The organism is Actinospineispora eucalypti (genome assembly GCF_039543365.1).
Lineage (GTDB): Bacteria > Actinomycetota > Actinomycetes > Mycobacteriales > Pseudonocardiaceae > Pseudonocardia > Pseudonocardia eucalypti.
On record NZ_BAABJP010000001.1, the window covers coordinates 172,153 to 197,910 of the forward strand.

General features: G+C 71.5%; 20 protein-coding genes, 1 tRNA gene, 1 other RNA gene and 1 pseudogene. 9 read left to right on the forward strand and 14 right to left on the reverse strand.

What is annotated here, in order from left to right; translation table 11 throughout:
* Position 1: 1 nt before the first annotated feature.
* The 3 genes from ABEB12_RS00815 to ABEB12_RS00825 form a co-directional block, all read right to left on the reverse strand.
* Positions 2-1,645 (reverse strand): ABC transporter substrate-binding protein, encoded by a 1,644-nt coding sequence (locus tag ABEB12_RS00815; protein WP_185058463.1) that lies wholly within the window; start codon positions 1,643-1,645, stop codon positions 2-4.
* Positions 1,646-2,011: 366 nt separating this feature from the next.
* The gene (recR, locus tag ABEB12_RS00820; RefSeq protein ID WP_185058464.1) at positions 2,012-2,632 is read right to left on the reverse strand and encodes a recombination mediator RecR; all 621 of its coding nucleotides are present in this window, start codon (positions 2,630-2,632) and stop codon (positions 2,012-2,014) included.
* Between the two features lie 6 nt (positions 2,633-2,638).
* Complete coding sequence (locus tag ABEB12_RS00825; protein WP_345702458.1) at positions 2,639-2,962, reverse strand: YbaB/EbfC family nucleoid-associated protein; 324 nt, start codon at positions 2,960-2,962, stop codon at positions 2,639-2,641.
* A 121-nt stretch (positions 2,963-3,083) separates the two neighbouring features.
* Here ABEB12_RS00825 and ABEB12_RS00830 point away from each other — a divergent pair, with 121 nt between their 5' ends.
* Complete coding sequence (locus tag ABEB12_RS00830; protein WP_345702459.1) at positions 3,084-3,857, forward strand: N-acetylmuramoyl-L-alanine amidase; 774 nt, start codon at positions 3,084-3,086, stop codon at positions 3,855-3,857.
* A gap of 132 nt (positions 3,858-3,989) precedes the next feature.
* On the opposite strand, the gene ABEB12_RS00835 is transcribed toward ABEB12_RS00830, so the two are convergent.
* The 3 genes from ABEB12_RS00835 to ffs all read right to left on the reverse strand — a co-directional run bounded on the left by ABEB12_RS00835 (position 3,990) and on the right by ffs (position 8,116).
* The gene (locus tag ABEB12_RS00835; protein ID WP_185058467.1) at positions 3,990-5,240 is read right to left on the reverse strand and encodes a hypothetical protein; all 1,251 of its coding nucleotides are present in this window, start codon (positions 5,238-5,240) and stop codon (positions 3,990-3,992) included.
* 4 nt (positions 5,241-5,244) lie between these two features.
* Positions 5,245-7,923 (reverse strand): DNA polymerase III subunit gamma and tau, encoded by a 2,679-nt coding sequence (locus ABEB12_RS00840; protein WP_185058468.1) that lies wholly within the window; start codon positions 7,921-7,923, stop codon positions 5,245-5,247.
* A gap of 98 nt (positions 7,924-8,021) precedes the next feature.
* Positions 8,022-8,116, reverse strand: an RNA gene (gene ffs / locus ABEB12_RS00845) — signal recognition particle sRNA small type.
* Positions 8,117-8,196: 80 nt separating this feature from the next.
* On the opposite strand from ffs, the gene ABEB12_RS00850 reads away from it, so the two are divergent.
* The 5 genes and pseudogenes from ABEB12_RS00850 to ABEB12_RS00870 all read left to right on the forward strand — a co-directional run bounded on the left by ABEB12_RS00850 (position 8,197) and on the right by ABEB12_RS00870 (position 13,385).
* Positions 8,197-8,286: transfer RNA gene (locus ABEB12_RS00850), tRNA-Ser, on the forward strand.
* Positions 8,287-8,302: 16 nt separating this feature from the next.
* Positions 8,303-9,460 carry a TetR family transcriptional regulator gene (locus ABEB12_RS00855; protein WP_185058469.1) on the forward strand — a complete coding sequence of 386 codons (1,158 nt, stop codon included), beginning with the start codon at positions 8,303-8,305 and terminating at the stop codon, positions 9,458-9,460.
* A 197-nt stretch (positions 9,461-9,657) separates the two neighbouring features.
* Positions 9,658-11,123, forward strand: a pseudogene (locus ABEB12_RS00860) (carotenoid oxygenase family protein).
* Positions 11,124-11,268: 145 nt separating this feature from the next.
* Complete coding sequence (locus ABEB12_RS00865; protein WP_185058470.1) at positions 11,269-11,721, forward strand: hypothetical protein; 453 nt, start codon at positions 11,269-11,271, stop codon at positions 11,719-11,721.
* A 50-nt stretch (positions 11,722-11,771) separates the two neighbouring features.
* On the forward strand, positions 11,772-13,385 hold the full coding sequence (locus tag ABEB12_RS00870; RefSeq protein WP_185058471.1) for an AMP-binding protein: 1,614 nt from the start codon (positions 11,772-11,774) through the stop codon (positions 13,383-13,385).
* Positions 13,386-13,488: 103 nt separating this feature from the next.
* Here ABEB12_RS00870 and ABEB12_RS00875 read toward each other — a convergent pair whose 3' ends face one another.
* Positions 13,489-14,082, reverse strand: coding sequence for a TetR/AcrR family transcriptional regulator (locus ABEB12_RS00875; protein WP_345702460.1), 594 nt, complete (start codon positions 14,080-14,082; stop codon positions 13,489-13,491).
* Between the two features lie 218 nt (positions 14,083-14,300).
* Here ABEB12_RS00875 and ABEB12_RS00880 point away from each other — a divergent pair, with 218 nt between their 5' ends.
* The 3 genes from ABEB12_RS00880 to ABEB12_RS00890 all read left to right on the forward strand — a co-directional run bounded on the left by ABEB12_RS00880 (position 14,301) and on the right by ABEB12_RS00890 (position 17,896).
* On the forward strand, positions 14,301-15,755 hold the full coding sequence (locus tag ABEB12_RS00880; protein WP_185058472.1) for a DHA2 family efflux MFS transporter permease subunit: 1,455 nt from the start codon (positions 14,301-14,303) through the stop codon (positions 15,753-15,755).
* Positions 15,756-15,902: 147 nt separating this feature from the next.
* On the forward strand, positions 15,903-17,339 hold the full coding sequence (locus ABEB12_RS00885) for a thioredoxin domain-containing protein (protein WP_221497517.1): 1,437 nt from the start codon (positions 15,903-15,905) through the stop codon (positions 17,337-17,339).
* Between the two features lie 41 nt (positions 17,340-17,380).
* Positions 17,381-17,896 carry a UGSC family (seleno)protein gene (locus ABEB12_RS00890; RefSeq protein ID WP_425572201.1) on the forward strand — a complete coding sequence of 172 codons (516 nt, stop codon included), beginning with the start codon at positions 17,381-17,383 and terminating at the stop codon, positions 17,894-17,896.
* Between the two features lie 30 nt (positions 17,897-17,926).
* On the opposite strand, the gene ABEB12_RS00895 is transcribed toward ABEB12_RS00890, so the two are convergent.
* From ABEB12_RS00895 to ABEB12_RS00925, 7 genes are all read right to left on the reverse strand, one after another.
* Entirely contained in the window at positions 17,927-18,328 is a 402-nt protein-coding gene (locus ABEB12_RS00895) for a cupin domain-containing protein (protein ID WP_185058474.1), read from the reverse strand.
* Between the two features lie 68 nt (positions 18,329-18,396).
* Positions 18,397-19,911 (reverse strand): MFS transporter, encoded by a 1,515-nt coding sequence (locus tag ABEB12_RS00900; RefSeq protein ID WP_345702461.1) that lies wholly within the window; start codon positions 19,909-19,911, stop codon positions 18,397-18,399.
* A 57-nt stretch (positions 19,912-19,968) separates the two neighbouring features.
* Complete coding sequence (locus ABEB12_RS00905) at positions 19,969-20,571, reverse strand: LURP-one-related/scramblase family protein (RefSeq protein ID WP_345702462.1); 603 nt, start codon at positions 20,569-20,571, stop codon at positions 19,969-19,971.
* A gap of 27 nt (positions 20,572-20,598) precedes the next feature.
* A complete protein-coding gene (locus ABEB12_RS00910; RefSeq protein ID WP_185058476.1) occupies positions 20,599-21,807 on the reverse strand; it encodes a homogentisate 1,2-dioxygenase in 1,209 nt (402 codons plus the stop codon).
* Positions 21,782-23,455 (reverse strand): FAD-dependent monooxygenase, encoded by a 1,674-nt coding sequence (locus ABEB12_RS00915; RefSeq protein ID WP_345702463.1) that lies wholly within the window; start codon positions 23,453-23,455, stop codon positions 21,782-21,784. The genes ABEB12_RS00910 and ABEB12_RS00915 overlap by 26 nt, the downstream gene beginning before the upstream one ends.
* Positions 23,452-24,417, reverse strand: coding sequence for an MBL fold metallo-hydrolase (locus tag ABEB12_RS00920; RefSeq protein ID WP_185058477.1), 966 nt, complete (start codon positions 24,415-24,417; stop codon positions 23,452-23,454). The genes ABEB12_RS00915 and ABEB12_RS00920 overlap by 4 nt, the downstream gene beginning before the upstream one ends.
* Complete coding sequence (locus tag ABEB12_RS00925; protein ID WP_185058478.1) at positions 24,414-25,685, reverse strand: cytochrome P450; 1,272 nt, start codon at positions 25,683-25,685, stop codon at positions 24,414-24,416. Before ABEB12_RS00925 ends, ABEB12_RS00920 begins: the two co-directional genes overlap by 4 nt.
* Positions 25,686-25,758 lie beyond the last annotated feature (73 nt).

Here is a 25,758-nt window from a genome sequence, read left to right on the forward strand (position 1 = left end):
GTCAGTTCTTGCTGACCGGGGCGTAGTCCTCGTTGGTCAGCGGACTTGGTACCAACCCGTGTACGTTCTTGCCCACCACGATGAACGCCGGCCCGGAGGCCAGCGGCACCGCCGGCAGGTACGTGCTCATCAGGTCCCGGTTGACCTGCTGGTACTCGGTGGCGTGGGAGGCCGGATCCACCGTGCCGTCGGCCTTGGCGATCTCGGCGAACATGGCCGGGTTGTCGAAGCCGAACTCCGGCTTGAGCCGGCCGAAGAACGTGCCGACGAAGTTGCCCGGGTCGTTGTAGTCGCCGGTCCAGCCGAGCAGGTGCAGGTCGTGCTTGCCCAGCTTCTGCACGTCGTCCTTGTAGCCGCCGTTCCACGGCTCGGGCACCGGGTTGATCTTGATGCCGACCTGGCGCAGGTCCTCGGCGATCACCGCGAAGATGTCCGTCGGGTTGGGCATGTACGGCCGGCTGATCTCGGTCGGGTAGTAGAAGTTCAGGGTCAGGTCGGACACGCCCGCCGCGGCTAGCAGCGCCTTCGCCTTGTTCGGGTCGTACGGGAAGGCCTGCGGGTCCGGTGCGTACCCGGCGGCGGCCGCCGGCACGAACTGGTTCGCCACCTCGGCGCCCTCGGGGAACTTGTTGCGCACCAGCGCCTCGCGGTTCACCCCGTAGGCGATCGCCTGGCGCACCCGGATGTCCTTCAGCGCCGGGTTGTTCTTCTGGTTGATGCCCAGGTAGAGGATGTTGAACGGCTTGCGGGTGAGTACCTGGAAGCCCTCGCCGCGCAGCGCCCCGATGTCGGCGGGGTTGGGGTAGTCGTAGCCGTCGATGCTGCCGGCCCGCAGCTCCTGCTTGCGGGCGTTCTCGTCCGGGATGATCCGGAAGATCAGCTTGGCGACCTTGGCCTTCTCGCCCCAGTAGTCGTCGTTGCGCAGCAGGGTGACCACTTGGTTCGTCCGGTCGTAGCTGCCGAACTTGAACGGACCGGTGCCGGTCGGGTGGTCGGTGGCGTACGCGCCGTAGCTGAACGAGTCGCCGCTCTGGGTCACCGCGTCCGCGTTGTACTGCTTCAGCGCGGTCGGGCTGGAGATCGACAGCGAGTCGAGGGTGAACGCGGCCGGGAACGCACCCTTGGCCTTGTTCAGGTGCAGCACCGCTTGGTTGGGCGCCGGGGCCTCGCAGCTCTTGTACACCGGGGCGCCGCCGGCGTCGCCCTCGTTGCGCTTGAAGCCCTCGAAGACGTCCCCGTAGTAGATCATCTGGGACTGCGCCGCCGCGCCCGGCATGTTGAACCAGCGGTCGAAGTTGGCGCACACCGCGGCGCCGTCGAACGCCGTGCCGTCGTGGAACTTCACGCCCTCGCGGAGGGTGAACGTCCAGGTCCTGCCCTCGTCGCTGGGCGTCCACGCGGTGGCCAGGCCGGGCGCCAGCTCGGCGGTTCCGGGCTTGTGCACGATCAGCTGCTCGATCATCTGGTGGTGGATGCGCCGGCTCTCCCCCTCGTCGGTGAAGATCGGGTCGAACACCTTCGGGGCGCCCGCCGCGCCGAATACGAAGGTGTCTCCGGCGCTCTCGTTACCGCGCTTCGACTCCGCGCAGGACACCAGCGAGACCGCGAGCAGGCTTGTGGCCAGCCCGACAAGGACGCGTCGCATGGGTTTCACTCCCCCAGGTGAACGAACGTGATCCGCGCGACAGTAGCCCCGGTCCCGTACTCGTGGGTAGCCCCCTTTGCCAAGGCTTGACCTAACGATCGGAAACCGCTTACCACCCACCCCGACCCAGTCCCGATTCAGTGCGTTCTGGCGGCTGATTCAGTGTGTTCTGGTGGTTGGTTCAGTGTGTTCTGGTGGTTGGTTCAGTGTGTTCTGGTGGCTGATTCAGTCGATTCCGGCGGCCGAAGTGACTGAACCGGTGTGCTGAAGTGACTGAACCGGTCGCCAGAACCCACTGAACCGGCGTGCTGAAGTGACTGAACCAGCCGCCAGAACCCACTGAACCGGCGTGCTGAAGTGACTGAATCAGGTCATGGCGCGGCGGCCGGAGAGGGCGCGGCCGAGGGTTAGTTCGTCGGCGAACTCCAGGTCGCCGCCCATGGGGAGGCCCGATGCGAGCCGCGACACCGTTAGGCCGGGGAAGTCGCGGAGCAGGCGCATCAGGTAGGTGGCGGTCGCCTCGCCTTCGGTGTTTGGGTCGGTGGCGACGATGATCTCCTTGATGTCCTGCTCGTCGTCGGCCGGGCCGGTGCCGCCGATCCGGGCCACCAGCTGCCGGATGCGCAGCTGGTCGGGGCCGATGCCGGCCAACGGGTCCAGCGCGCCGCCCAGCACGTGGTAGCGGCCGCGGAACTCCCGGGTGCGCTCGATGGCCAGCACGTCCTTGGGCTCCTCGACCACGCAGAGCAGCGTGGCGTCCCGGCGGGCGTCGCGGCAGTAGCGGCAGCGCTCCTCCTCCGACACGTTGCCGCAGACCTCGCAGAACCGCACGCCCTGCTTGATCTTGAGCAGCACCTCGCGCAGCCGCTCGATGTCGGCCGGTTCGGTGGCGAGCAGGTGGAAGGCGATCCGCTGGGCGCTCTTCGGGCCGATCCCGGGCAGCCGGCCGAGTTCCTCGATCAGGTCCTGGACCGGTCCCTCGAACATGGCGGGCTATTCCAGGCCGGGCAGGCCGAGCCCGCCGGCCAGCTGGCCGAGCCCGCCGGTCACGCCGCCCAGCTTCTGCTCCTGTAGTTCCTTGGCGGCACGGTCGGCGTCCTCGATCGCGCCGAGCACCAGGTCCTGCAGGGTCTCGACGTCGTCGGCGTCGACCACCTTCGGATCGATCTCCACCTTGCGGAACTCGCCGGCGGCGGTGCGGGTGATCCGGACCAGCCCGTTGCCGGCCTGGCCAACCACCTCGGTCTCGGCCAGCTCGGCCTGTGCGTCGGCCAGCTGGCGCTGCATCTTCTGCGCCTGCTGCAGAATCAGGTTCATGTCGGGCTGCCCCGGTCTCATACCGTCGAGGGTAATCGCACCGGTCATCGCCGTGTCGGAGGAGCCAGCCATCCGGGGGCGTGCCATGGTTGGAGCCGTGCGGGCCGTGCGGAATATCAGCGTGTTAGCAGTCGTCGGCGCCGCGGTCCTGGCCGGTTGTGGTGGACCCCAGGTGGTGCACCCGGGACACGCGGTGGTCTCCTCCGACCTGGGTGACCGAGCCACCCAGGCGGTGCAAGGGCGGGTCATCGTGCTCGACCCCGGCCACAACGGCGGCAACGCGTCGCACGCCACCGAGATCAACAAGCAGGTGTCCGACGGCCGGGGCGGCACCAAGGCGTGCAACACCACCGGCACCGCCACCAACGCCGGCTACACCGAGCACGCATTCACCTTCGACGTGGCCCAGCGGGTCGCCGCGGTGCTCCGCGAAAAGTCCGTCCAGGTGGTCATGACCAGGGACAACGACACCGGCGTCGGGCCCTGCGTTGACGTGCGCGGGAAGGCCGCCGAGCGGGCCGGCGCGGAGGCCATGGTGTCCATCCACGCGGACGGTTCGTCGCCCGGCGGGCGCGGTTTCCACGTGGCTTACCCGAGCCCGCCGGTGAACGCCGCGCAGGGCGCGCCCTCGCTGGCCCTGGCCACCGCGCTGCGCGACGGCATGCGCGACTCCGGCCTGCCGCTGTCCACCTACCTGGGCAAGCAGGGGCTGGCCGCGCGCTCCGATCTGGCCGGGCTGAACCTGGCCACCCGGCCCGTCGCGCTGGTCGAATGCGCCAACATGCGCAACGCGGCCGAGGCGGCGCTGGTCAGCAGCCCGGACGGCCGGCAGCGCTACGCGCAGGCGATCGCCGCCGGCATCCTCCGCTGGCTGGAGCAGACTCCCCGCTCCTGACGCCCACATATCGCGGGCAGCCGCAGTCCATGTCGCGGATTCGACCACAGTTGGCCGGTTACCAACCCGGCAGAACCCGCGACATGGGGTGGCGGGATCCGCGATATGGGGTGGTGAGGGGCGCGATATGGGTCAGCGACCGGCCAGGGTGGTGAAGAACCACGCCCATTGCTTGTCCGGCGGCTGGGTGAGGATGGCGCGGACGGCCGGGTCCTCGTGGCCGGCCAGGAAGTCGGACCGGTCCTTGCCTGCCAGTACTCGGGCGACCAGCCACAGCCGGGCCCGCTCCAGGTAGCCCCGGCGGGCGTCCGTGCCCATGCCGTCCACCAGGCCACCGGCCAGCGCCCACGCCACGTCCACCGGCTCCGACGAGCTGCGCCCGACCAGGTAGACCTCGGCCTCACCGGGGCCCCGGGCCAGACCGGACTCCACCCAGCCGCGGACCGGCAGGGTCGGCGGCGCGTCGGCCAGCATGCGGTGGCCGACGTCGGTGTAGTGGCCGAGCAGCGACCCGTGGTCGGTCCACACGCACACCACCCGGTCGGTGGCGCAGGCGCGCGGGCCGGCGGCGTCGCGGACCCAGGTGGTCTTGGAGCCGTCCACGGTGCCCAGGGTCATCCCGGTGACCAGCAACCCGGCGGTCAGCGTGACCACCAGTGCGCCCACTCCCCGCCCCGGCCGCACGTCCAGCGCGGCGACCGCCAGCGCGAGCAGCCCGAGCAGCGCGAAAAACAGCGCCTGCAACACCAGCAGCGACGGGTTCGGCGCCTCCGGGCCACCCAGCCAGCCGTCGCCGAGCACCGTGTAACGGGTGGAGGTCCACTCCTCGTCGGCGGCGAGCAGGGTCGGCGCCAGGTAACCGAGGAGCACGGCCAACCCGGCCGCCACCGGCAGCAACCGGCGCCGAGCGCCGGCCAGCATCGCCCCGGTGAGCACGCCCAGCCCGGCGTAGGCGAGCAGCGCGGTGACCGCCGGCAACAGCCAGACCCAGGGGACCGGCGGCGGCCACTGCGGGTTCAACCGGGCCGGCGCGGCGTACGCGACGGCCAGCACCACGGCGAACCCCGCCAGCGACCACCCCCACACCGACAACCCGGCGCCGGCGCTGGCCCGCACCCGCCGCCGCGCGTCCAGCGCGGCCGCCAGCATGACGAACGGGAAGAGGAAGATCAGCGCGTCCGTGCAGGTCAGCGTGGTGTTCGCCCAGCTGCTCAGCCACCAGTTGGACGTGTAGAGCACCCGCCCGACGACCACCGCCGTGCCGATCGGCACCAACCAGCGCGCCGACGACTTCCGGACCAACGCGAACGCCGAGTCGCCGCCCCGGCCGGCCGAGGTCCCGTTGGGGGGCGCGGCCGGTACCAGGGTCGGGGTGGACGTCACGGCGTCACCGGCGCGGTTCGTCCACCGCGCGCGCACCGAGTTGGCTGGCCAACAGCTCGATCGCCACCTCTTCGGGGTCGCGCCGGCTGACTGGCTCGGCCCCGTCCCGGTCGGCCGAGTAGGCGGCCGCCTCGGCGATCATGTCTTCCTCGTCGTCCGGAGGCGGTTCGGGCGGGAGCGGCGGATCGTTCGGCCGGGCGGGCCGGGCATTGCGGGTGGGCGCGCGATGCGCCTCGCCGGCGGACTGGCGCGGCGCTGACCTGGCCGGCGGCGCCGGCGGCTCGCCTCCGGAACCGCCGTTGCCCGCGCTGGGCGCCCGCGTCTGGCCGCCGCCGTCATGCTCGCAGCGAACCCGCCAGGCCACGCCCAACTCGTCGCGCAGCGCGGTGGCGATCACGTCGGTGTTGCGCTGCTCGGACAGGCGCCGGGCCAGCGGGGCGGCGGCGATGGTGAGCACCAGGGTGTCGTTCTCCACCGCGCGCACCGTGGCGTTCATCAACAGCGCGCCGGTGCTGCGGCTGGCCTGTTTCGCGCGGTCCAGGATGCCCGGCCAGACCCGGCGGACCGCCGCCGCGTCGATGCCGTGCGAGCTGGTGGACGGCGCGGGTTCGACGGGCTCGGCCGGTGGGGCGGAACGCTCGCCGGGCCCGTCGCGTTCAGCGGAACGCGATGCGGCGGCGCCGGCGGGCTCCGCATATTCGGCGGAACGCGCCGCGTCGCCCGAATTTCCCGCGGAACCTGCGCCGGCTCCCGAGGTTCCCGCGGAATACGCCGCGTCGCCCGAATTTCCCGCGGAACCTGCGCCGGCTCCCGAAGCTCCCGCGGAATGCGCCGCGTCGCCCGAAGTTCCGGCGGAGCGTGCGGCGGCGGCCGAAGGTTCGGCGGGACGTGTGGCAGCCGCTGGAGATATGGGGGCGCCCGCGTGGTCGGGGGCTTGCCGGCGTTCGGCGGAACGTCGCGCTGCACCGGCGTGTTCGGCGTCCGTTGCACCCGGCTCTTGGGCGGAACTGGCCGCGCCGCCCGAGGGGCCAGCGGCGGCGCGTGGGCGTTCAACGGAACCTCCCGCAGGCCCGGCGGCTCCCGAAGCGTTGCCGGAACCTTGAACGGTTCCCGCGTGTTCGGCGGAACGCCGCGCGGCGCCCGGATACCCATCGGTCCCCTGGGCGGCTCCCGGCTCGCCCGCCGAACTCCCGGCGGCGCCCGAGGTCCCGGCAGCGCCCGCCGCCTCGGCGGAACGCCCCGCGGCACCGGAGTGTTCAGCGGAACGCCCGGAGACGCCCGAGAGCTCAGCCGAACGCCCCGCGGCACCGGAACGCCCCGCGGCAGCGGAGTGTTCAGCGGAACGCCCGGAGACGCCCGAGAGCTCGGCCGAACGCCCCGCGGCACCGGAACGCCCCGCGGCACCGGAGTGTTCAGCGGAACTACCGGCGGCATCGTCCGACGCGCCGGCCCGCCCGGACTGGGACGGGCGCTGGAACGTCCGCCCCGGCTGGCCGGCCCCGTCCGAGGAGCTGTCCACCACGATGTCCGCGCGCCGCTCCATACGTTCGAGCCGCTGCAGCAGGGCGTTGTCCGAGGTGGACGCGGCGGGTAGCAACATCTTCCCGCAGAGCAGCTCCAGCAGCAGCCGGGGCGCGGTGGCGCCGCGCATCTCGGTGAGCCCGGTGTGCACGATCTCGGCGAACCGGCTCAGCGTGGCCGGCCCCAGCCGTTGCGCCTGGTCGGCCATGCGGGACAGCTCGTCGGCCGGCGCGTCCACCAGGCCTCGGCCCGCCGCGTCCGGCACCGCGTCCAGCAGGATCAGGTCGCGCAGCCGGTCCAGGAGGTCGGCGGCGAACCTCCGGGGGTCGTGCCCGGCCTCGACCAGCCGGTCCACCGTGCTGAACACCGCCGCGCCGTCCTGTGCGGCCAGCGCGTCCACCGCGTCGTCGATCAGCGCGACGTCGGTGACGCCGAGCAGCGCGACCGCCCGGTCGTAGGTGACGCCTTCCGGCCCGGCGCCGGCGAGTAGCTGATCCAGCACCGAGAGGGTGTCCCGGGCCGACCCCCCGCCGGCCCGGATGACCAGCGGGTACACCGGCGGCGCGACGATGGCGCCCTCGTCCGCGCAGATCCGTTCCAGCAGGGCGCGCAGCGTGCCGGGCGGGATCAGCCGGAACGGGTAGTGGTGGGTGCGCGAGCGGATGGTGGTCAGCACCTTGTCCGGCTCGGTGGTGGCGAACACGAAGACGAGGTGCTCCGGCGGCTCCTCGACGATCTTGAGCAGGGCGTTGAAGCCCTGCGTGGTGACCATGTGCGCCTCGTCGACGATGAACACCCGGTAGCGCGACTCGGCGGGCGCGTAGAACGCCCGGTCGCGCAGCTCGCGGGCGTCGTCCACGCCGCCGTGCGAGGCCGCGTCCAGCTCGATCACGTCGATGTTGCCGGGGCCTTCCGGGGCCAGCGCGATGCACGAAGGGCACTCCCCGCAGGGGTCCGGCGTCGGCCCGTTCACGCAGTTCAACGAGCGGGCGAGGATGCGCGCGGAGGAGGTCTTGCCGCAGCCGCGCGGCCCGGAGAACAGGTAGGCATGGCTGACCCGGCCGGCGGACAACGCGGTGCGCAGCGGCTCGGTCACATGTTCTTGCCCGACCACTTCCGCGAAGGTCGCCGGGCGGTACTTGCGGTACAGAGCCAGCGCCATATTCACCCACCCCGCCGGCTGTGCCGGCTCGCCGTTCCCGACAACGGCCGAGGCTACCCGGCGGCCCTGACGAGACCGCGGGGCAGGGTGACCCGGACATAAGGGGACCCCGCGCACCCGACAGAGCCCGTTGACCCTTGCTGCCTTCCGGCCCTGGGGGAGTTCACAGGATGGACGCCGCGCGGGGTCCATCGCCCAGTGTAGTGGTTGGCCGCGCGCGGCGTCAGCACGCCTTGGCGAAAGCCGCCAGAAGCGGCCGGTACACTCTGCGGCGGAGGATTCGCCTAGTGGCCTATGGCGCACGCTTGGAAAGCGTGTTGGGTGTTATAGCCCTCGCGGGTTCGAATCCCGCATCCTCCGCCAAAGGAGTGCGGGCGGTATGTCGTCGACGGTGGAGTTGAGCGGCTCGCCCCGCCGGCGCCCGCCCGACCGTCGGCGCCAGATCGTGCGCGCGGCCGCCCGCCTGTTCTGGGAGCGGGGTTATCGCCAGGTCGCCATGGCCGACGTGGCCGGCCGGGTGGAGATCGGCGCGAGCGCGCTGTACCGGCATTTCCGGGGCAAGTCCGACCTGCTCGCGGCGGTCCTGGACGAGGCCGTAGGGCGGCTCGAAGCGGCGGCGATGGAGGAGCCGGCTGACCTGGTCACCGCGCTGGCCGAGGCGGTACTGGCGCGGCCGGAGTACGCCCCGCTGTGGCACCGGACCGCCGGCGAACTGCCCGAGGCGGTGGCCGGCCCGCTGCGGGCCCGCCGGGCGCGAATCCTGCTGATGCTCGGCGAGGCGGGCGAAGTCGGCGAGGCGGGCGAGGGGGCGTTGCGCGGGGCCCGGGCGCGGGCGGCGTTGGCGGTGCTGGAGAGTCCCGCCCAATACCACCTGGACACCCGGCCGGAAGGGCTGGTCGACGCGCTGCGCGCGGCCGCCGTCGCCTGTCTGACCTCACCGATGCCGGACGGTGCCGAGGTCAGACCTCAGGGTGGTCAGCTGGTACCCCGGCTGCGCGGTGAGGCGCTGATGGCGTCGGCCGGGCGGTTGTTCGCCGAGCGCGGGTACCACGCGGTCAGCCTGGGTGACATCGGTGCGGCGGTGGGCATCTCCGGACCGAGCGTCTACCAGGACTACCCGAGCAAGGTCGATCTGCTGGCCGCGATCCTGCACCGGGGCAACGAGGTGCTGTGGTTCGACCTGCACCGCGTGCTGGCGTCGGCCAGCGACCCTTCGGACGCGTTGACCCGGCTGGTCGCCGGCTACGCCGACGTGGTCGGCCCGGCGGCGGGCGTGACGTCCGCGCTGCTCACCGAGGTGGCCGACCTGCCGGGCGGGCCGCGCGAGGAGTTCCGTGCGGCGCGGGCGAACTACTTGGCCGAGTGGGCCGCGCTGCTGCGGGAGTTCCGCCCGGAGCTGACCGGGCCCTCGGCCCGGCTGCTCGCCTGCGCCGCGCTGGCCGTGATCACCACGCTGACCGGGCCGGACGAGGCGCTGCCCGCGAACCAGGTGTGCGCCCTCGCCCGAGCCGTCCTCGGCCTGCCCCCCTCGGCCTGACCTCTTCCGACTTCCCGCCACGGCCTGACCGCTTCCGACTGCCTTCCTCCGCCTGGCCGACCTTCCTCCGCCTGGCCGACGCCGTCCACACCCGGCCCCGGCGCCGTTGAAGTGAATTTCAGTTCAGGATGAACTTGCCAAAGAAGCCATACCATGGCCTACTAAGTGAAGATTGATTCGGATCTACGGAGGCTGCAGTGGACAACCGGTTTCTGAGTGGCAACTTTGCCCCCTCGATCAGCGAGGAGACGATCACCGAGCTGCCGGTCACCGGTGCGATCCCGGCGCACCTGGACGGCCGGTACCTGCGGATGGGGCCGAACCCGGTGGAGGAGATCGACCCGATCACCTACAACTGGTTCAGCACCCGGGGCGACGGGATGATCCAGGCGTGCGCCTGCGCGACGGCCGGGCGGAGTGGTACCGCAACCGGTGGATCCGCTCGCCGGCCGTGTCCCGGGCGCTGGGCGAGCGGCCGATCCGGCCCAACCACCGGGCCGGGGTCTACGTGCCGGCGCCGAACACCAACCCGATCGGGCATGCCGGCCGCACCATCGCCACCATGGAGGGAGGGGTGGCCAACTTCGAGCTCACCGAGGAGCTGGACACCATCGGGCCGTGCGATTTCGGCGGAACCCTCTCCGGCGGCTACACCGGCCACCCGAAGATCGACCCGGTCACCGGCGAGATGCACGCGATCACCTACCGGGTGACCACCGGCGAGTTCGCCGAGTACTCGGTGATCGGTACCGACGGGCGTGCGTGCAAGGTCGTCCGGTTCGACTCGCCGGGCAAGCCGCTGCTGCACGACATCGCGCTCACCGAGAATTACGTGCTCTTCTTCGACACCCCACTGGTGGTGGACAAGATCGGCGTGGTCGAGCGCCAACTGCCGGACTGGTTGCCCCGGTCGACGCGGCTGGTCCTGGCCTCGCTGGCCAGCCGGGTGGTCATGCCGGACCGGTTGGTCAGCCGGTTCACCCGGCGCGAGCTGATCCGTCAGCCGGACGTGGCGCCGATCAGGTGGGACCCCGACCGGCCGTCCCGCATCGGGCTGCTGCCGCGCGAGGGCGAGGCGGTGGTGCGCTGGTTCGAGATCGAGCCGTGCTACGTCTTCCACACGCTCAACGCCTACGAGGAGAACGGCTCGGTGGTCTGCGAGGCGGTCCGGATCCACGGGTACGACCGCGCGGCCCAGTACCAGCTGAAGGACATCTTCGACACCGGCCGGCCGATGATGCACCGGTGGACCGTCGACCTGGGGTCCGGCAAGGTGCGCGAATCCGGCATCGACGACCGGCCGCAGGAGTTCCCCGGGGTCGATCCGCGGCGCATCGGCCGCCGCCACCGCTACGGCTACTCCACGGCCACGACCCTGGGCTGGCACTCGGACCGGGACTCGGTGCTGCGGCACGACCTGGCGCAGGACGTCACCACCGAGCTGCCCCTGCCCGAGCACCACTTCGCCGGCGAGTTCTCCTTCGTGCCCAACGGCGACGGGGCGGCGGAGGACGACGGCGTGCTCATGGGCTTCGTGTACGACCGAACGACCGGCCGCAGCAACCTGTCGCTGCTCGATTCGGCGACCGGCGAGGCGGTGGCCACCGTGCACCTGCCCACCCGGGTGCCGTTCGGGTTCCATGGCAACTGGGTGAGCGCCTGAAACGCCTGGCTGTGGGCCGTCAAGGAGTTGACACGTATCGGGGTGGAGTGGCCGCTCGTTATACGGGGACATGGGCTCCCTTCGACCTTTACTGCTGACCGCGTTCGCCGTCGTGCTGGTCCTGGGAGTTGGGGTGATCCTTGCGATGCGGCTCACCGTGGGGGCCGCTCCGGCGCCGACCCCGCCCCAACTCGCCCCGGCCGCCGACGCGGTGAATGCCCCGCCGCCGATGGCCCCGATGGCGCCCGCCGCTCCTGCTCCTGCTCCTGCTCCCGCCCCGGCCCCCGCGCCCGCTCCGGTCGCCGAGCCGGCTCCGGCTCCCGCTCCGGCCCCGGCGGCGAAGCCCGCGCCCAAGCGTCCGGCCGGTGAGTCCGCCGGGTCGAACGGTTCGCACAGCGCGGCCGACTCGAAGGACGACGACGAAGAAGAGCCGAGGTCCCGGCGGCACGACTCGGACCGCGACGACCACTCGGACCGTTCGGACGACGGGTTCGGCCCGGAAAGCTTCGCGGAGCGGCAGATGCGGGAACGCGCCGCCGAGCAGATCTGCCGGCAGTACGGCATGCCCGCCGGCACCTGCGCCAACGCCGTTCGGTAGGAGCGGGGGTTCGCCGCGCGGGGCAGATCGGGTGATGCCAGGGTTGCCGCATGACCTCGGCGCAAGTGGAGATCGGTGACCTGCACCCGTTCGGCGGGTCGGACGTGTGGCAGCTGTTGGGCACGCGCGCGGCCACCCATGCCGGCCGGCCGTTCATCGTGTGGCAGCCCTACGACGGGCAGCCCAGCCGTACCTACACCTACGACGAGGTGCACCGGGAGGCCGCGGCGACCGCCGCCGGGCTGGCCGCGCGCGGGGTATCCACAGGTGACCGGGTACTCATCCACATGGACAACTGCCCGGAGTTCCTGATCGCGTGGTTCGCCTGCGCGGCGCTGGGCGCGGTGGCGGTGACCACCAACACCCGTTCGGCTGTGGATGAGCTGGCGTTCTACGCGGACGACTGCCGGGCGGTCGGCGCGATCACCCAGGCCGAGTACGCCGAGCTGGTCGGCAAGGCGGCCCCCGGGCTGCGGTTCCTGGTCTCCGTCGGGGGCGGCGCGGAGCCGTTCGACGCATTGCGGGCCGACCCCAACGACCTGCCGAAACGCCCGATCGACCCGCTCGCGCCGTGCAGCGTGCAGTACACCTCCGGCACCACGTCAAGGCCGAAGGGCGTGCTGTGGACGCAGGCCAACGCCCTGTGGGGCGCCCGGCTGAACGCCTACCACGAGACGCTGCGCCCGGACGACTGCCACCTGGTCTACCTGCCGCTTTTCCACACCAACGCGCTGGCGTACTCGATGTTGGCCAGCCTGTGGGTGGGCGCGCGGCTCGTGCTGGTGCCGAAGTGGTCGACCAGCCGGTTCGCCGCGGTGTCCGTGGAGCACGGGTGTACCTGGATCTCGCTGATGGGGCTGTCCATCCGCGCGCTGGCCGGCATGGCGCCGCCTCCGGGGCATGCGTACCGGCTGTTCGGCACCGGCATGTGCGACCTGCCGTTCGACGCCGCCTACGGGGTGAAGACGATCGGCTGGTGGGGCATGACGGAGACCATCTCGCACCCCATCGTGGGTGACGCGTTCGTGCCGAACCGGTCCATGTCCATGGGGCGCCCGTCGCTGTCCTACGAGGTCAAGGTGGTCCGCGAGGACGGCGCGCCGGTCGAGCCGGACGAGTCGGGCGAGCTGCTGGTGCGCGGGGTGCGCGGGTTGTCGCTGTTCGCCGAGTACCTGAACCGCCCGGAAGCCACCGCCGAGTCGTTCGACGCCGAGGGATGGTTCCGCACCGGCGACCTGGTCACCCCGCACGCGGACGGCCACCTCACCTTCGAAAACCGGATCAAGGACATGCTAAAGGTCGGCGCGGAGAACGTGTCGGCGGCCGAGGTGGAGCGGGTCATCCTCGGCGTGCCGGGCGTGGTGGAGGTCGGCGTGGTCGGGCGCCCGGACGACAAGCTGGACGAGGTGGCGGTCGCCTTCATCACCACGACCGGCGACGACCCGGGGCTGGTCGCGCGGATCGAGGAGACCTGCCGCGAGCACCTGGCCGACTTCAAGCGCCCCCGCGCGGTCTACCCGATGACCCAGCTCCCGCACTCCACCCTGAATAAGATCAACAAAGTCGAACTCCGCAAGGTGGCAGGCGCAGACGCCGACCGGGATGGTGCCCAAACCCGCTGGCTAACCGAAGCGATGGTGGACCCCTCCGGCGAAGCCGGCTAACCCCCTCAACCTGATTCAGTGCTTCTAGCACGCTGATTCAGTCACTTTGGCATGCTGATTCAGTCAACACTGTTGACTGAATCACTGTGCTGAAGGCACTGAATCAGGGGTGGTCGAGGACCAGGGAGATCAGTTCGTCGACGAACTGCGGGATCTTCTGCGCGGAGCGTTCGGTCGGGTTGGCGTGGTAGAGCGCCATCCGGCCGTGCGCCGCCATGAACACCACCACGGCGGCCCGGTCGGCGGGCAGGCGCAGTTGCGCGCCACCCTCGGCGGCGCGTTCCAGTGATCGCTGGAACTCGGCCAGGATGGCGGTCATCGGGCTGGGCGACTCGGGCGGCTGGTCGGAGCGGCGGCGGAACAGGATCCGGTAGTGCCCCGGGTGGGCCACCGCGAAGTCGCAGTAGGCGCGCAGCTGGGCGCGCGCCCCGTCCGCGCCGGCGATCAGCTCGCGCATCCGCTCGATCTCGTGGTCCAGCAGTCCGTCCAGGAGCGCGGCCCGGTCGGCGAAGTGCGAGTAGATGCTGGCCGGGGCGATGCCGGTGGCTCGGGCCACGCCCCGGATGGTCAGGCCGTCCTCGTTGTCCAGCTCGGACAGGAGCCGGCTGGCCGCGTCCAGGATCTCCGCGCGCAGCCGGTCGCCCTCACCCCAGCGGTTGCGGGTGCGGGTCATCGGGCCGGCCGGCCGACTGCTCATCACCGCCATTCAACACCCTTCCGGAAGTTACCGAACAAGCGTAAGCTGAGTTAGAGAACACTTGTTAGGTGAGTTAGCTAGAACGGGTGATCATGGCGGCCTCGGCCAGTACCTCTACGGACGAGACGCCGCCCATCGCACCCGAGAACCCGACACTCCGTACCTCAAGTCCCGACTCACCGAGCACGAATCCCCGACTCGCGGGGGAAGCGGGGTGGTTGCTGCCCCTTGGGGTGATCGTGATCGGGATGTTCATGTCGGTGCTGAACACGACCAGCGTGAACGTGGCACTGGCCCGGATGTCGGCCGATCTGGGTGCCAGCACCGAGGACATCCAGTGGGTGTCCACCGCGTACAACCTGTGCCTGGGTGTGGTGGTGCCGGCCAGTGCCTGGCTGGGCGACCGGCTGGGGCTGAAGCGGCTCTACCTGGCGTCGCTGGTGGGGTTCTGCGTCGGCTCCGTGCTCTGCGGCCTGGCCGGCGATCTGACCAGCATGATCTTCTTCCGGATCGTGCAGGCGGCGCCGGGCGGGATGCTGCCGGTGACCTGCATGACTATCCTCTACCGGATCGTGCCGCGCCGGCAGATCGGCACCGCGATGGGCCTGTACGGGCTGGGCATGGTGGTCGCGCCGGCGGTCGGCCCGACCCTCGGCGGCTACCTGGTGGAGTACGCCAGCTGGCGCCTGGTGTTCTTCGTGAACGTGCCGGTCGGGCTGATCGGGCTGGCCGCGGGCGCTTTCGTCCTGCCGAAGCTGGCCGGGCGGCCGGGCCGGCGGTTCGACGGGGTCGGCTTCGCCTGCGTGGCCGGCGGGCTGTTCGCGCTGCTGCTCGCCGCGTCCGAGGGTGCCGACTGGGGTTGGACCGGTTACCGGGTGCTGCTGCTGGTCACCGTCGGGGTGTTGTTGCTGGCGCTGTTCGTGGTGATCGAGCTGGAGGTCACCGACCCGCTGCTGGACGTGCGCGCGCTGCGCAACCTGGCGATGGTCAACTCGCTGGTGCTGATCGCCCTGATGTCCATCGGGCTGTTCGCGGTGTCGTTCTACGTGCCGGTCTTCCTGCAGGAAGGCCAGGGGCTGACCGCGCTGAACACCGGCTTCGTGCTGCTGCCGCAGGGGCTGGTGATGATGGTGTGCATGCCGCTGGCCGGCCGCATCTCCGACCGGTTCGGCGCGCGCTGGCCGGCGGTGTTCGGGCTGGCGGTGTCCGGCATCGGGCTGCTCATGCTGTGCAACGTCAACCCGGACATGACCCGGGGCGAGTTCATCGCGGCGCTGATGTTCCGCGCGGTCGGGCCCGGGGTGGCCATGATGCCGATCACCACCAGCGGCATCTCCGCGTTGCCCGCGCACCTGTCCGGGGCGGGCAGCGCGATGAACCAACTGGTCCAACGGGTCAGCGCCGCGCTCGGCCTGGCCCTGCTCACCGCGATGTCCACCGGCCAACAGGCGCAGTTGATGGCCGACCGCTCCGCGCTCCTCCAGGCCGCCGACGACCCGCGCCTACAGGAGATGGCCGCGCGGGGCACCGAGGGGCTGGCGCCGCTCTACCAGGCGTTGCGGCTGGACGTCTTGGCCCAGGCGTACAGCGACGTCTTCCTGGTCTCCGGCACCGTAACCCTGGCCGCCATCCCCCTAGCCCTCCTCATCCGCTCCCCCCGCTCCCCCCGCTGATTCAGTCGCTTCTGCACACTGATTCAGTCACTTGTGCACATTGGTTCAGTCACTTCTGCCTGCTCAAGTGACTGAATCACCCTGCTGAAGTGACTGAATCAGGTTTGTGGGGGGCGCGGGGGGCGGGGGCGGATTAGGGTCGAAGCCGTGAGCGGGGTGCCGAGGGACGGGCTGGTTGCCGTGGTGAAGCGCGGGTGCCCGACGTGCGAGCTGGTCGAGCCGGTGCTGGCCGCGTTGCCGATCACCGTGTACACCCAGGACGATCCGAGCTTTCCCGAAGGCGTCAGCGACGTGCGGGACGACACCGAGCTGGACGTGAGCCTGGCACTGGACATCCAGACCGTGCCCACGCTGCTGCGCTTCGAAGGCGGCGCGGAGGCCGCGCGCACCGTCGGCTGGCTGCGCGAGGAGTGGGAGTCGATCACCGGGACCACCGGCCTCGGCCCGGGGCTGCCCGATCACCGGCCCGGCTGCGGCTCCCGCACCGGCGACCCCGAGCTGGCCGACAAGATCCTGCTGCGCACCCAGGGCGACCGGCTGCACGCGCGCCGGATCGAGCTGTCCGAGCTGGAGGACGAGCACGAGTCGCTGTTCGACCGGGGCTGGTCGGACGGGTTGCCGGTGATCCCGCCGACGCCCGCGCGGGTGCTGCGCATGCTGGCCGGGACCTCCCGCGCGCCGGACGAGACGGTGGCGATCGTGCCGCCGAACCTGGTCGAGGCCACGGTGGAGAAGGTGGCCATCAACGCGGTGCTGGCCGGTTGCCGGCCGGAGTACCTGCCGGTGGTGCTGGCCGCCGTGGAGGCCGTGTGCACCGACGAGTTCAACGCGCACGGGTTGCTGGCCACGACCTGGGGCGCCGGTCCGGCCATCGTGGTGAACGGGCCGATCGCCCGCGCCATCGGGATGAACTCGGGCGGCAACGCGCTCGGCCAGGGCAACCGGGCCAACCTGACCATCGGCCGCGCGCTGCAACTGGTGATCCGCAACGTGGGCGGCGGGCGGCCGGGCGAGGTGGACCGGGCGGCGCTGGGCAACCCGGGCAAGGTCGGGTTCTGCTTCGCCGAGGACGAGGACGGCTCGCCGTGGGAGCCGTTGGCCGTGTCCCGGGGCGTGCCGGCGGGCGCGAGTGCGGTGACCGTGTTCGCCGCCGAGGGCGTGCGCGGCGTCGCGGACCAGATCTCGCGGCGGCCCGAGTCGCTGGCGCGGTCGTTGGCCGTCGCGCTCCGCTCGGTGGCGCACCCCAAGCTGCCGCTCGGCTTCGACGCGACGCTGGTGGTCGCCCCGGAGCACGCCAGGGTGTTCGCGGAGGCCGGGTGGTCCCGCGCGCGGCTGGAGGAGGCGTTGGGCAGGGAGCTTTTGCTGGACCCGGCGGAGATCGTCCGGGGCGCCGGTGGGATCGACGAGGGGGTGCCCGCCGAGCGGCTGGCCGCCGCCGGGAACGTACCGATCCCGAAGTTCCGGCCGGGCGGGTTGTTGATCGTGCACGCCGGCGGCGGAGCCGGCATGTTCTCCACCGTGATCGGTGGTTGGGTGGGTGGCCCCGGGGGGAGCCAGCCGGTGACCAGGGAGGTAGCGCCGTGAGGGATGTGACCGAAGGGAACGGGCGGGCGGGTTTCAGCAAGATCGTGCTGGACCCGACCGACGAGCGGGGCGCCGCGCACCGCGCTCCGGCGCGGCGGCCGGTATCGCTGGATGGCCTGCGGGTGGGCCTGCTGGACATCTCCAAACCGCGCGGCGACGTGTTCCTGAACCGGCTGGAGGAGCTGCTCGCCGAGCGTGGCATCGCCACGCGGCGTTACGCCAAGCCGACGTTCACCAAACCCGCGCCGGTGGACCTGCGCCGGGAGATCGCCGCCGAGTGTGACGTGGTGATCGAGGCGCTCGCCGATTGAGGCTCCTGCACGTCGTGCAGTGTGCACGACTTCGTTGCCCTGGAGGGCGTCGGCGTGATCCACGCGTTCGTGGCTTCCAGCGAGTTCGTCACGGCCAGCGCCGCCCAGGCCGGTGCGCTGGGCTACGCCGAGGTGCCGTCGGTGTTCGTCCCGCACCCCATCCAGGACCGCACCGACCAGGAGATGCGCGCGCTGGCCGAGGCCGCGCTGCCGGAGATCCTGGCCGCCGTCACCCGTCAGCCCTGAAACCGGTCGCGCGGGCCAGGAAGATCCGCATCACACTTCGGCGCGGGGTGCGCGCCGATGGCGGCGGGCGGCGAGCTCGTCCTCGGGCACCAGGGTGAGCATCGGCTGGCCGGGCACGCACATCATGACCACGACGAACCGGGTCCACGTGTCGGCCCGGTTGTTCCCCGCCTGGTAGTGGATGACGTCCCCGCCGGGCTCCCAGAACGGCTCGCCCGCGCGGAGGATGCGCTCCGGTTCACCCTCCAGCTCGAAGATCATTTCGCCTTCGAGCATGTAGCCGAACACCGGGCCGGAGTGCCAGTGCGGCGGGGTTCCGGGGTCGCCCGGCGGCACCTCGACCAGGGCGGTCATCACGTCGGCGCCGGGCGGTATCGATGGCGGGCGCTGGTCGTCGAGCATGGTCACCACGGTGTTGGACTTTTTCGGCATGCGGTCACGCTAAATCGCGGCGGACCGGGCGAGTGGGCCACTTGTGGCTCGGATGGCTGGTCCAATTTTCAGCTGGTCGCGGCCCGGCCGGCGATCAGCATCCCGGTGACGCCGAGCAGGGTGAGCAGGCCGAGCAGCACCGGCATGGCCAGGGTGGGCACGCCGAACAATGCCAGCAGCGCGCCGCCGACCCCGATCATGGCCGCCGTGCCCAGCTGCTCGCTGACCTGCGCGGCGGACGTGTTGAAGCCGACCTCGGGCCGTTCCGACTGGCGCAGCAGCAGGAAGTTCACCGACGGAAAGCACAGCCCCATTCCGGCGCCGGCGATGGCCCAGGCCAGGAACGACAACCAGGCCGCCCCCCACGGCTGCGCGACCAGTTGCAGCCCCAGCACGGACACGGTGAGCAGCCCGAACCCGACGCGTAGCAACCGCGCGCGGGGCAGGTCCGGGTGCCGGCCCTGCCAGAACGACGCCGCCGACCAACCCAGCGAACCCACCGCCAGCGGAATCCCGGCGGCGGCCAGCGACCAGCGGTGCGAGCTGGTCAGCATGAGGGGCAGGAACGAGTTGGCCGCGCCGAACAAGGCGGCGCACAGCCCGCGCGCGGCGACCAGGGTGGGCACCCCTTGGCGGGCGGCGAAGACGCCCCCGGGCAGCAGCCGGCGCAGCGCCGGCACCAGCAGCAGGATCGCTCCCGCCGCGATGACCAGCGCGAACACGTCCTTACGCTCACCGGCGTAGCTCAGCGCCGAAACCCCGACCGCCGCCGCCAACGCGGCCAGCACCACCCCGCGCCCCCGTGCCCCGGCGTCGCGCGTCGGCGTGTCGCCCGGCGCCGCTTCCGCCAGCCCGCCGGGCACGATCTCGGCCGACCCGCGAGGCCCGATCTCGGCCGGCCCGCCGGGCCCGACCTCGGCCGGCCCGCCGGGCATGATCTCGGCCGGCCCACCGGCCGGCGGGATCCCCCGCTCGGGTTCACCGAGCCGGCGCACCGCCGGTACCACCAGGACGAACGCCATCACCACGATCGGCACCAGGCCGAGGAACACCCAACGCCAGGACCACCGCTCGGTCACGATGCCGGAGATGGGCGGCCCGATCAGCGAAGGCAGCACCCACGCCGAGGACATCAGCCCGAACATCGCCGGCCGCACCCGTTCGGGATAGATCAGCGCGATGAGCACGTACATGGACACGGTCACCGTGCCCGCGCCGAGGCCCTGCAGCACCCGGCCGCCCAGCAGCTGCGGCATTCCGTGGGCCAGTGCGGCAGTGACCAGGCCGGCGCCGAACAACGCCGGCGCCACCAGCAGCGGCACCCTCGGCCCGGACCGGTCGCACCACCAACCGGCCATCACCGTGCCGAACACCGCCGCCGCCATGAATGCCACGAACGGCCACGCGTAGAGGGTCAGTGCGCCGAGGTCCACGACCAGCCTGGGCATCGCGGTGTTCACGCCCATCGCCTCGAACGCGACCATCAGGATGATCAGCAGCACGCCGACCGTGGTGGCCCGCCGCTTCGGCCCGAGCAGTTCCCCGCGTACCGACACCCTGGCCGTGACCCCTCGAGTACTCATCACCTCACACTGCATCCTGAACGACGGTGAAGGTCAATCCCGTTTCGACGGGGGTGTTCAGCGTGACTGCAACGCGTCCAGCGCGACGGCCATCGCGGCGGCCAGCCGGAAGTCCACCCTGGGGTCGGGCACGTCGATGATGTACCGGTCGCGGATGGCCTTCTTTCGTTCGCTGACCAGCACCGGCTGACCGGTGGCCTTGTCGGTGAAGTCGAAGTGGAAGACGAACGGCACCCACAGGTCGCCCAGGTACGGGATGAAGTCCCAGATCCGGCGCAGGATGGCGATGCTCATCCGCCGCTCGGTGCCGACCGCGTCCAGCCCGTTCGGCCCGGCAAGGTTCCACGTGGAACGAAGCAGGCTGGCACCGAACTGCTTGCTGAAGTACCCGAGCGGCGTGCCGAACTCGTCGTACACGTCGTGTTCCGCGTGTACATCCAGCCGCTGCCGGGCCTTGAACGTGAACACCGGCCTGGTCTTCGCCTCGTCCGCGTAGAAGATCACTTCTTCCTTGAGCTTCATCCGCTTCTGCTGGGCGAACGCGAGCAGCTGGTTGCTCTCGCTGCCGTCCGGGTTCGCGGCGAAGATCTGGTACCGGTTGACCATCAGGGTGATCTTCTGGCGTACGAAGAAACGCGGCACGTACATGGGAGCGGTCACGCCCTCGGAGTGTGCCAGGCCGGCATGCTATAGCGGTTGGCGGCGGCTCCACGTCCAGGCGTATCCAGGGTCTTCGCAGCTCTGTCCGCCCTCACCGAGCTCCAGCGGGGCGAAGGTGTCCACCATGACCGCCAGCTCGTCGAAGAACTCCGCGCCGATGGACCGCTCGTAGGCGCCGGGCTGCGGGCCGTGCGTGTGCCCGCCGGGGTGCAGGGAGATGGAGCCCTGGCCGATGCCCGAACCCTTGCGCGCCTCGTAGTCCCCGCCGCAGTAGAACATCACCTCGTCCGAGTCCACGTTGGCGTGGTAGTACGGCACCGGGATGGACAGCGGGTGGTAGTCCACCTTGCGCGGCACGAAGTTGCACACCACGAACCCGTTGCCCTCGAACACCTGGTGGGCCGGCGGCGGCTGGTGGATCCGGCCGGTGATCGGCTCGAAGTCGGAGATGTTGAACGTGTACGGGTAGAGGCAGCCGTCCCAACCGACCACGTCGAACGGGTGGTGCGGGTAGACGTACCGGGTGCCGACCAGCTCGCCCCGGGAGGACCGGTGCTTGACCAGCACCTCGACCTCTTCCTCGGCCGGGTCGGCGAGCAGCGGCGCGGCCGGGCCGTGCAGGTCGCGCTCGCAGTACGGGGCGTGCTCGAGCAGCTGGCCGTACTTGGACAGGTACCGGCGCGGCGGCGAGATGTGCGAGTTGGCCTCGATCACGTACAGCCGCAGCGGCTCGGTCTCCGCGTCGGGGACCCACCGGTGGGTGGTAGCGCGGGGCAACAGCACGTAGTCGCCGGTGCGGGCCGTCAGCTGGCCGAACACGGTCTGCACGGTGGCGGCGCCGGACTCCACGTAGGCCAGCTCGTCGCCGATCGCGTTCCGGTACAGCGGCGACGGTTCCCCGGCGGCCACGTAGCTCAGCCGCACGTCGCCGTTGCCCAGGGCCAGCCGTCGGCCGGTCACCGCGTCGACCGCCTTCCAGTCCTGCCCCTGGGTGAGCTCGTGCAGCTTCAGGTGGCGCGGGCGCAGCGGGTGGTTCGGGCTGGTCCGGATGTCGCCGAGCGGCCAGTCCTGGGCGTCCAGCACGGCCGACGGGATGTGCCGGTGGTAGAGCAGCGACGAGTCCGAGGAGAAGCCCTCCTCGCCCATCAGCTCCTCGTAGTAGAGCCCGCCGTCCGGCGTGCGGTGCTGGGTGTGCCGCTTCGGCGGGACCTCACCGAGCTGCCGGTAGTACGCCATCGCTGCCCTCCTTGCTCGATTCCCCCGACTCGCCGGGGCCGACCGGTGCGCCGTGTGTAGCCGGCTCACCGGGGTGCCCGATCGCGCGGCGCAGCGCGGCGCGCAGCTCCGCCTCATCGGTGACCACGGCGGCGATGTGCGCGTCCGGCCGGACCACCCACCACTCTGCGCCGCGCGCGCCCAACACGCCAGGGAGTTCGGCGGACAGCTCGGCCATGCCCACCGCCCGTGCCGGTACCGGCGCCAGCTCCTCGGCGGCGAGTTCGGCAACCCGCACCGCTCCCGGGCCGCCGCCCGGCGCGACCAGTACCAGCAGCCCGTCCCGGCACACCTCCCGCAACCGGCCGCCGGTTTCCAGCGGGAGGTCGGGGATGAGCACGCCGGGGGCGGGTGCCTGGGCGACGCCGCGCGGTGGGCGGACGGGATGGGGCCGCGTCGGGTCCGGAGTGGTCAGCGGCGATTCGGCGTACCAGTACGCCTCGTACAGGCGGCCGGAGTTGACCCGGGCGCGCGCCTCCGCCGAATCCGCGCTGGCCCGGGCCAGCACGTCCCGCCGGTGCGCCGCCTCGGCGGCGGTCTGCGGGACCAGGAAGTCCATGGTCGCGCTGGTCACCGCGACGTTCTCCCGCGCCGCCGCGTGCCGTTCGATGTGGTAGCTCTCCAGCAGCGCCTCCCTCTCCGTGCCGTCCCACCCGGCGAAAGCCAGCTTCCAGGCGGCGTTCTCCGCGTCCGCCACCCCCGAGTTCAGCCCGCGCGCGCCGAAGGGGGCGTACAGATGCGCGGCGTCCCCGGCGAGCAGCACCCGGCCGACGCGCATCCGGTCCACGCACCGGGTGTGGAACCGGTACACCGAGGACCAGGTCACTTCATACGCCGTGTCCCCGACAATTTGTCGAATGCGCTGGTCAAGGGCGCCGGATGCGGTGTCGGCGGCCAGGGCTGAGGCGTCGTAGTCGGGCGGGACCTGCCAGTCGATGCGGTACTCGCCGCCCGGGCAGGGATGGATCAGCACCTGTCGGCCGGGGTTCCACACCGGGTCGAAGTAGAACCGGCGCTCCCGCGCCCAGTCCGGCAGCTCGGCCCGGATGTCGCAGATCAGGAAGCGGTCCTCGAACGAATGCCCTTCGAACGAGACGCCCAGCCCGGCGCGCAGCCCGTCCGCCCGCGCCCCCGCGCAGACCAGCAGGAACGGTGCCCGCAACCGGAACTCCGGGCCGGAGACCCACACCCCGTCGGCGTCCTGGTCGATCTCGGTCACCCGGTGGCCCCAGCGCACGTCGATCAGCGGCGAACCCGCGATCCGCTGGTCCAGCAACTGCTCGGTTCGGGACTGCGAGACGTTCACGAACGGCGGCAGCGGGGACCGGCCGGCGTCGGCCATCCGCACCGAGAACAGCTCCGTGTCCCGGTAGTAGGTGCGCGCCGTGTCCCAGGTGACGCCCTCGGCGGCCACCCGCGCGCCCACCGCCTCCCACACGTCCAGCACGTCCCGCTGCTGGCAGATCGCCTTGGAACCCACCAGATCACGTGAACGGCGCAGGTCCAGCAGGACCGTCGGCACGCCCCAGCGGGCCAGCAGCAGCGCGGCGGTCTGCCCGACCGGCCCGTTGCCGAGCACGATCACCGGGTCGTGCGGCCACGGGTTCACGACTGCAGCTGGTCCCAGACCTCGCGGTCCCGCTCGGCGGTCCAGATCACCGGACGCTCGACGCCGGACAGCTCGTCCCACAGCCGGGAGACGTCGAAGGGCAGGCAGTGCTCGAAGATCGGCCAACGGCCGTAGTCGTCGACCAGCGCGGCGTGCGACGCCTCGAACGCCTCGCGCAGCGTGCCGCCCCGCGCCTGCACCGCGCCCACCTCACGGATCATCACGTTCAGGAACCCTCGGGTCTGGCCGATCGCCGCATCCACCGCCGCGCGCCCCCGGCTGACCGCGCCGCGCCCGCCGACCAGCGCCTCCGCGCCGAGCGCGGCCACGTTGTCCAGCGTGCCGCTCGCCCAGTCGCGGTGGAACGCGTCGCCGGTGTACAGCGCGGCCTGCGCCTCCACCAGGTCGCCGGCGAACAGGATCCGCTGCTCGGGCAGCCAGCCGACCAGGTCGCCCTCGGTGTGCCCCCGGCCCAGGTAGCGCAGCTCCAGGTCACCCCGGTCACCGCCGAGGTCGATGGTCAGCCGGTCGGAGAAGGTGAGCGTCGGCCAGGTCAGGCCGGGTACCGAGTCCGCCGCCTTGGCCAGCCGGGGCATCCGGGCGAACTCGCTCTCCCAGTCCTCCTTGCCCCGCTCGGCGACCAGCTTGCGGGTGTTCTCGTGGGCCACGATCACGTCCGCGTCGAAGGCGGAAGCGCCCAGCACCCGCACGGCGTGGTAGTGGCTGAGCACCAGATAGCGCACCGGTTTGTCGGTGTGCCGGCGCAGAATGTCCAGCCAGTCCCGCGCGGCAACCGGAGTGGCCAATGCCTCGAAGCACACCAGGAAGTCCTCGCCCTCGATGGCGCCCACGTTCGGGTCGCCCTCGGCGGTCAGGGCGTACACCCCGTCCGCGAGCACCTCCAGCGTCTGTTCCTTGACATCCGTGTCCGCCGAGGAGGCGAACGGCTTTGTGCTGGTCATGAGTCCTCCATGGGGTCGGTGTGGCGCCGGTCGGCCTGGCGTTGCAGCCAGAGTTGGCGCGGGCCTCGGAACGACACGTTGGGCGGGAACTCCAGGCGTTGGTCCGGCAGCAGGGCCAGGTTCGGTGCGCGCGTGGTCAGCTCCTCTAGCACCACCCGCACCTCCATCCTGGCCAGCGGTGCGCCCAGGCAGAAGTGGATTCCCTTGCCGAACGCCAGGTGCCGGTTGGCGTCGTCCCGGTAGATGTCGAACCGCCCGGGTTGCGCGATCAGCGCCGCGTCCCGGTTCGCGCCGGCCAACAGCAACAGCAGTCGCGCGCCGGCCGGGATCTCCGTGCCGGCGATGGTGACCGGTCGCGTGGTCACCCGGCGCCAGGCGACCACGCTGGTGTCGTGGCGGAGCACCTCCTCGACCGCGTTCGGGATCAGCTCCGGCTCGGCGCACAGCGCGCGCCACTGCGCGGGGTGTTCCAGCAGGCGGCGGACCGCGTTGCTGGTCAGGTTGGTGGTCGTCTCGTGGCCGGCGAAGCTCAGCCCGTAGATCACACTGGTGATCTCCAGCTGGGACAGCTGATCCGGGTCCTCGCGGTGGATGCGGACCAGGTCGCTGGTGAAGTCGTCCCGAGGGTCGGTCATCCGGCCGGCGACGAACTCGGTGCAGTACTCCCAGTACCGGCGCATGTCGGCGGCGATGCGTTCCTGCTCCTCGGCGGTCGGGCGGCCCCAGGAGAACGCCATGCGGTTGCCGCACCAGCTCTTCAGCAGTTCGGTGTCCGGCTCCGGGAAGCCGATCAACGTGAAGATCATGAACGCCGGCAGTGGGAAGCTCAGCGCGCTGACCAGGTCGAACGGTTCACCGGTGGGAAGCTCGTCGATCATCCGCCGGGCTGCCTCGCGGACCCTCGGCTCCAGCGCGGCCACCCGGCGGGCGGAGAAAGCGCGCATGTTGAACCGGCGGATCCGGGTGTGCGCCGGCGGGTCGGCGTTGGACATGGTCCTGGGCAGTGGGAAGTCCGGGCCGAGGGCGGCCCGGGCGCCGGGGGACAGCGGGAAGACCGGGTCCTGGGCGATGCCGGCGGAGAAGGTCACCGGGTCGCGGAACACCGCGTCGATGTCCGCGTGCCGGGTGAGCACCCACATGTCCAGCGTCGGCGCGCGGAAGACGTCCGGCAGCTCCGCCAGCGTCGGGTACGGATCGGCCAGGTAGGCCTGGTCAAACGGGTCGAAATCGGCATGCGCCGGGCACGCCGGGGCGCTCGCTGAGGACATCGGCAACTCCCTCGTTGGCCGTGTCCACGAGCATGCGCCGGACGCTTTTCGCGGTCAAACCTGGAGTTGTGCG

Bases quoted from the DNA above. Each gene is read 5' to 3' on its own strand.
- ABEB12_RS00895 (WP_185058474.1), bottom strand. From the start codon at position 18,328: ATGCCGAAAAAGTCCAACACCGTGGTGACCATGCTCGACGACCAGCGC.
- ABEB12_RS00870 (WP_185058471.1), top strand. From the start codon at position 11,772: ATGACCTCGGCGCAAGTGGAGATCGGTGACCTGCACCCGTTCGGCGGG.
- ABEB12_RS00875 (WP_345702460.1), bottom strand. From the start codon at position 14,082: ATGAGCAGTCGGCCGGCCGGCCCGATGACCCGCACCCGCAACCGCTGG.
- ABEB12_RS00920 (WP_185058477.1), bottom strand. From the start codon at position 24,417: ATGACCAGCACAAAGCCGTTCGCCTCCTCGGCGGACACGGATGTCAAG.
- ABEB12_RS00815 (WP_185058463.1), bottom strand. From the start codon at position 1,645: ATGCGACGCGTCCTTGTCGGGCTGGCCACAAGCCTGCTCGCGGTCTCG.
- recR (WP_185058464.1), bottom strand. From the start codon at position 2,632: ATGTTCGAGGGACCGGTCCAGGACCTGATCGAGGAACTCGGCCGGCTG.
- ABEB12_RS00925 (WP_185058478.1), bottom strand. From the start codon at position 25,685: ATGTCCTCAGCGAGCGCCCCGGCGTGCCCGGCGCATGCCGATTTCGAC.
- ABEB12_RS00900 (WP_345702461.1), bottom strand. From the start codon at position 19,911: ATGAGTACTCGAGGGGTCACGGCCAGGGTGTCGGTACGCGGGGAACTG.
- ABEB12_RS00865 (WP_185058470.1), top strand. From the start codon at position 11,269: ATGCGGCTCACCGTGGGGGCCGCTCCGGCGCCGACCCCGCCCCAACTC.
- ABEB12_RS00840 (WP_185058468.1), bottom strand. From the start codon at position 7,923: ATGGCGCTGGCTCTGTACCGCAAGTACCGCCCGGCGACCTTCGCGGAA.
- ABEB12_RS00825 (WP_345702458.1), bottom strand. From the start codon at position 2,962: ATGAACCTGATTCTGCAGCAGGCGCAGAAGATGCAGCGCCAGCTGGCC.
- ABEB12_RS00910 (WP_185058476.1), bottom strand. From the start codon at position 21,807: ATGGCGTACTACCGGCAGCTCGGTGAGGTCCCGCCGAAGCGGCACACC.
- ABEB12_RS00855 (WP_185058469.1), top strand. From the start codon at position 8,303: ATGTCGTCGACGGTGGAGTTGAGCGGCTCGCCCCGCCGGCGCCCGCCC.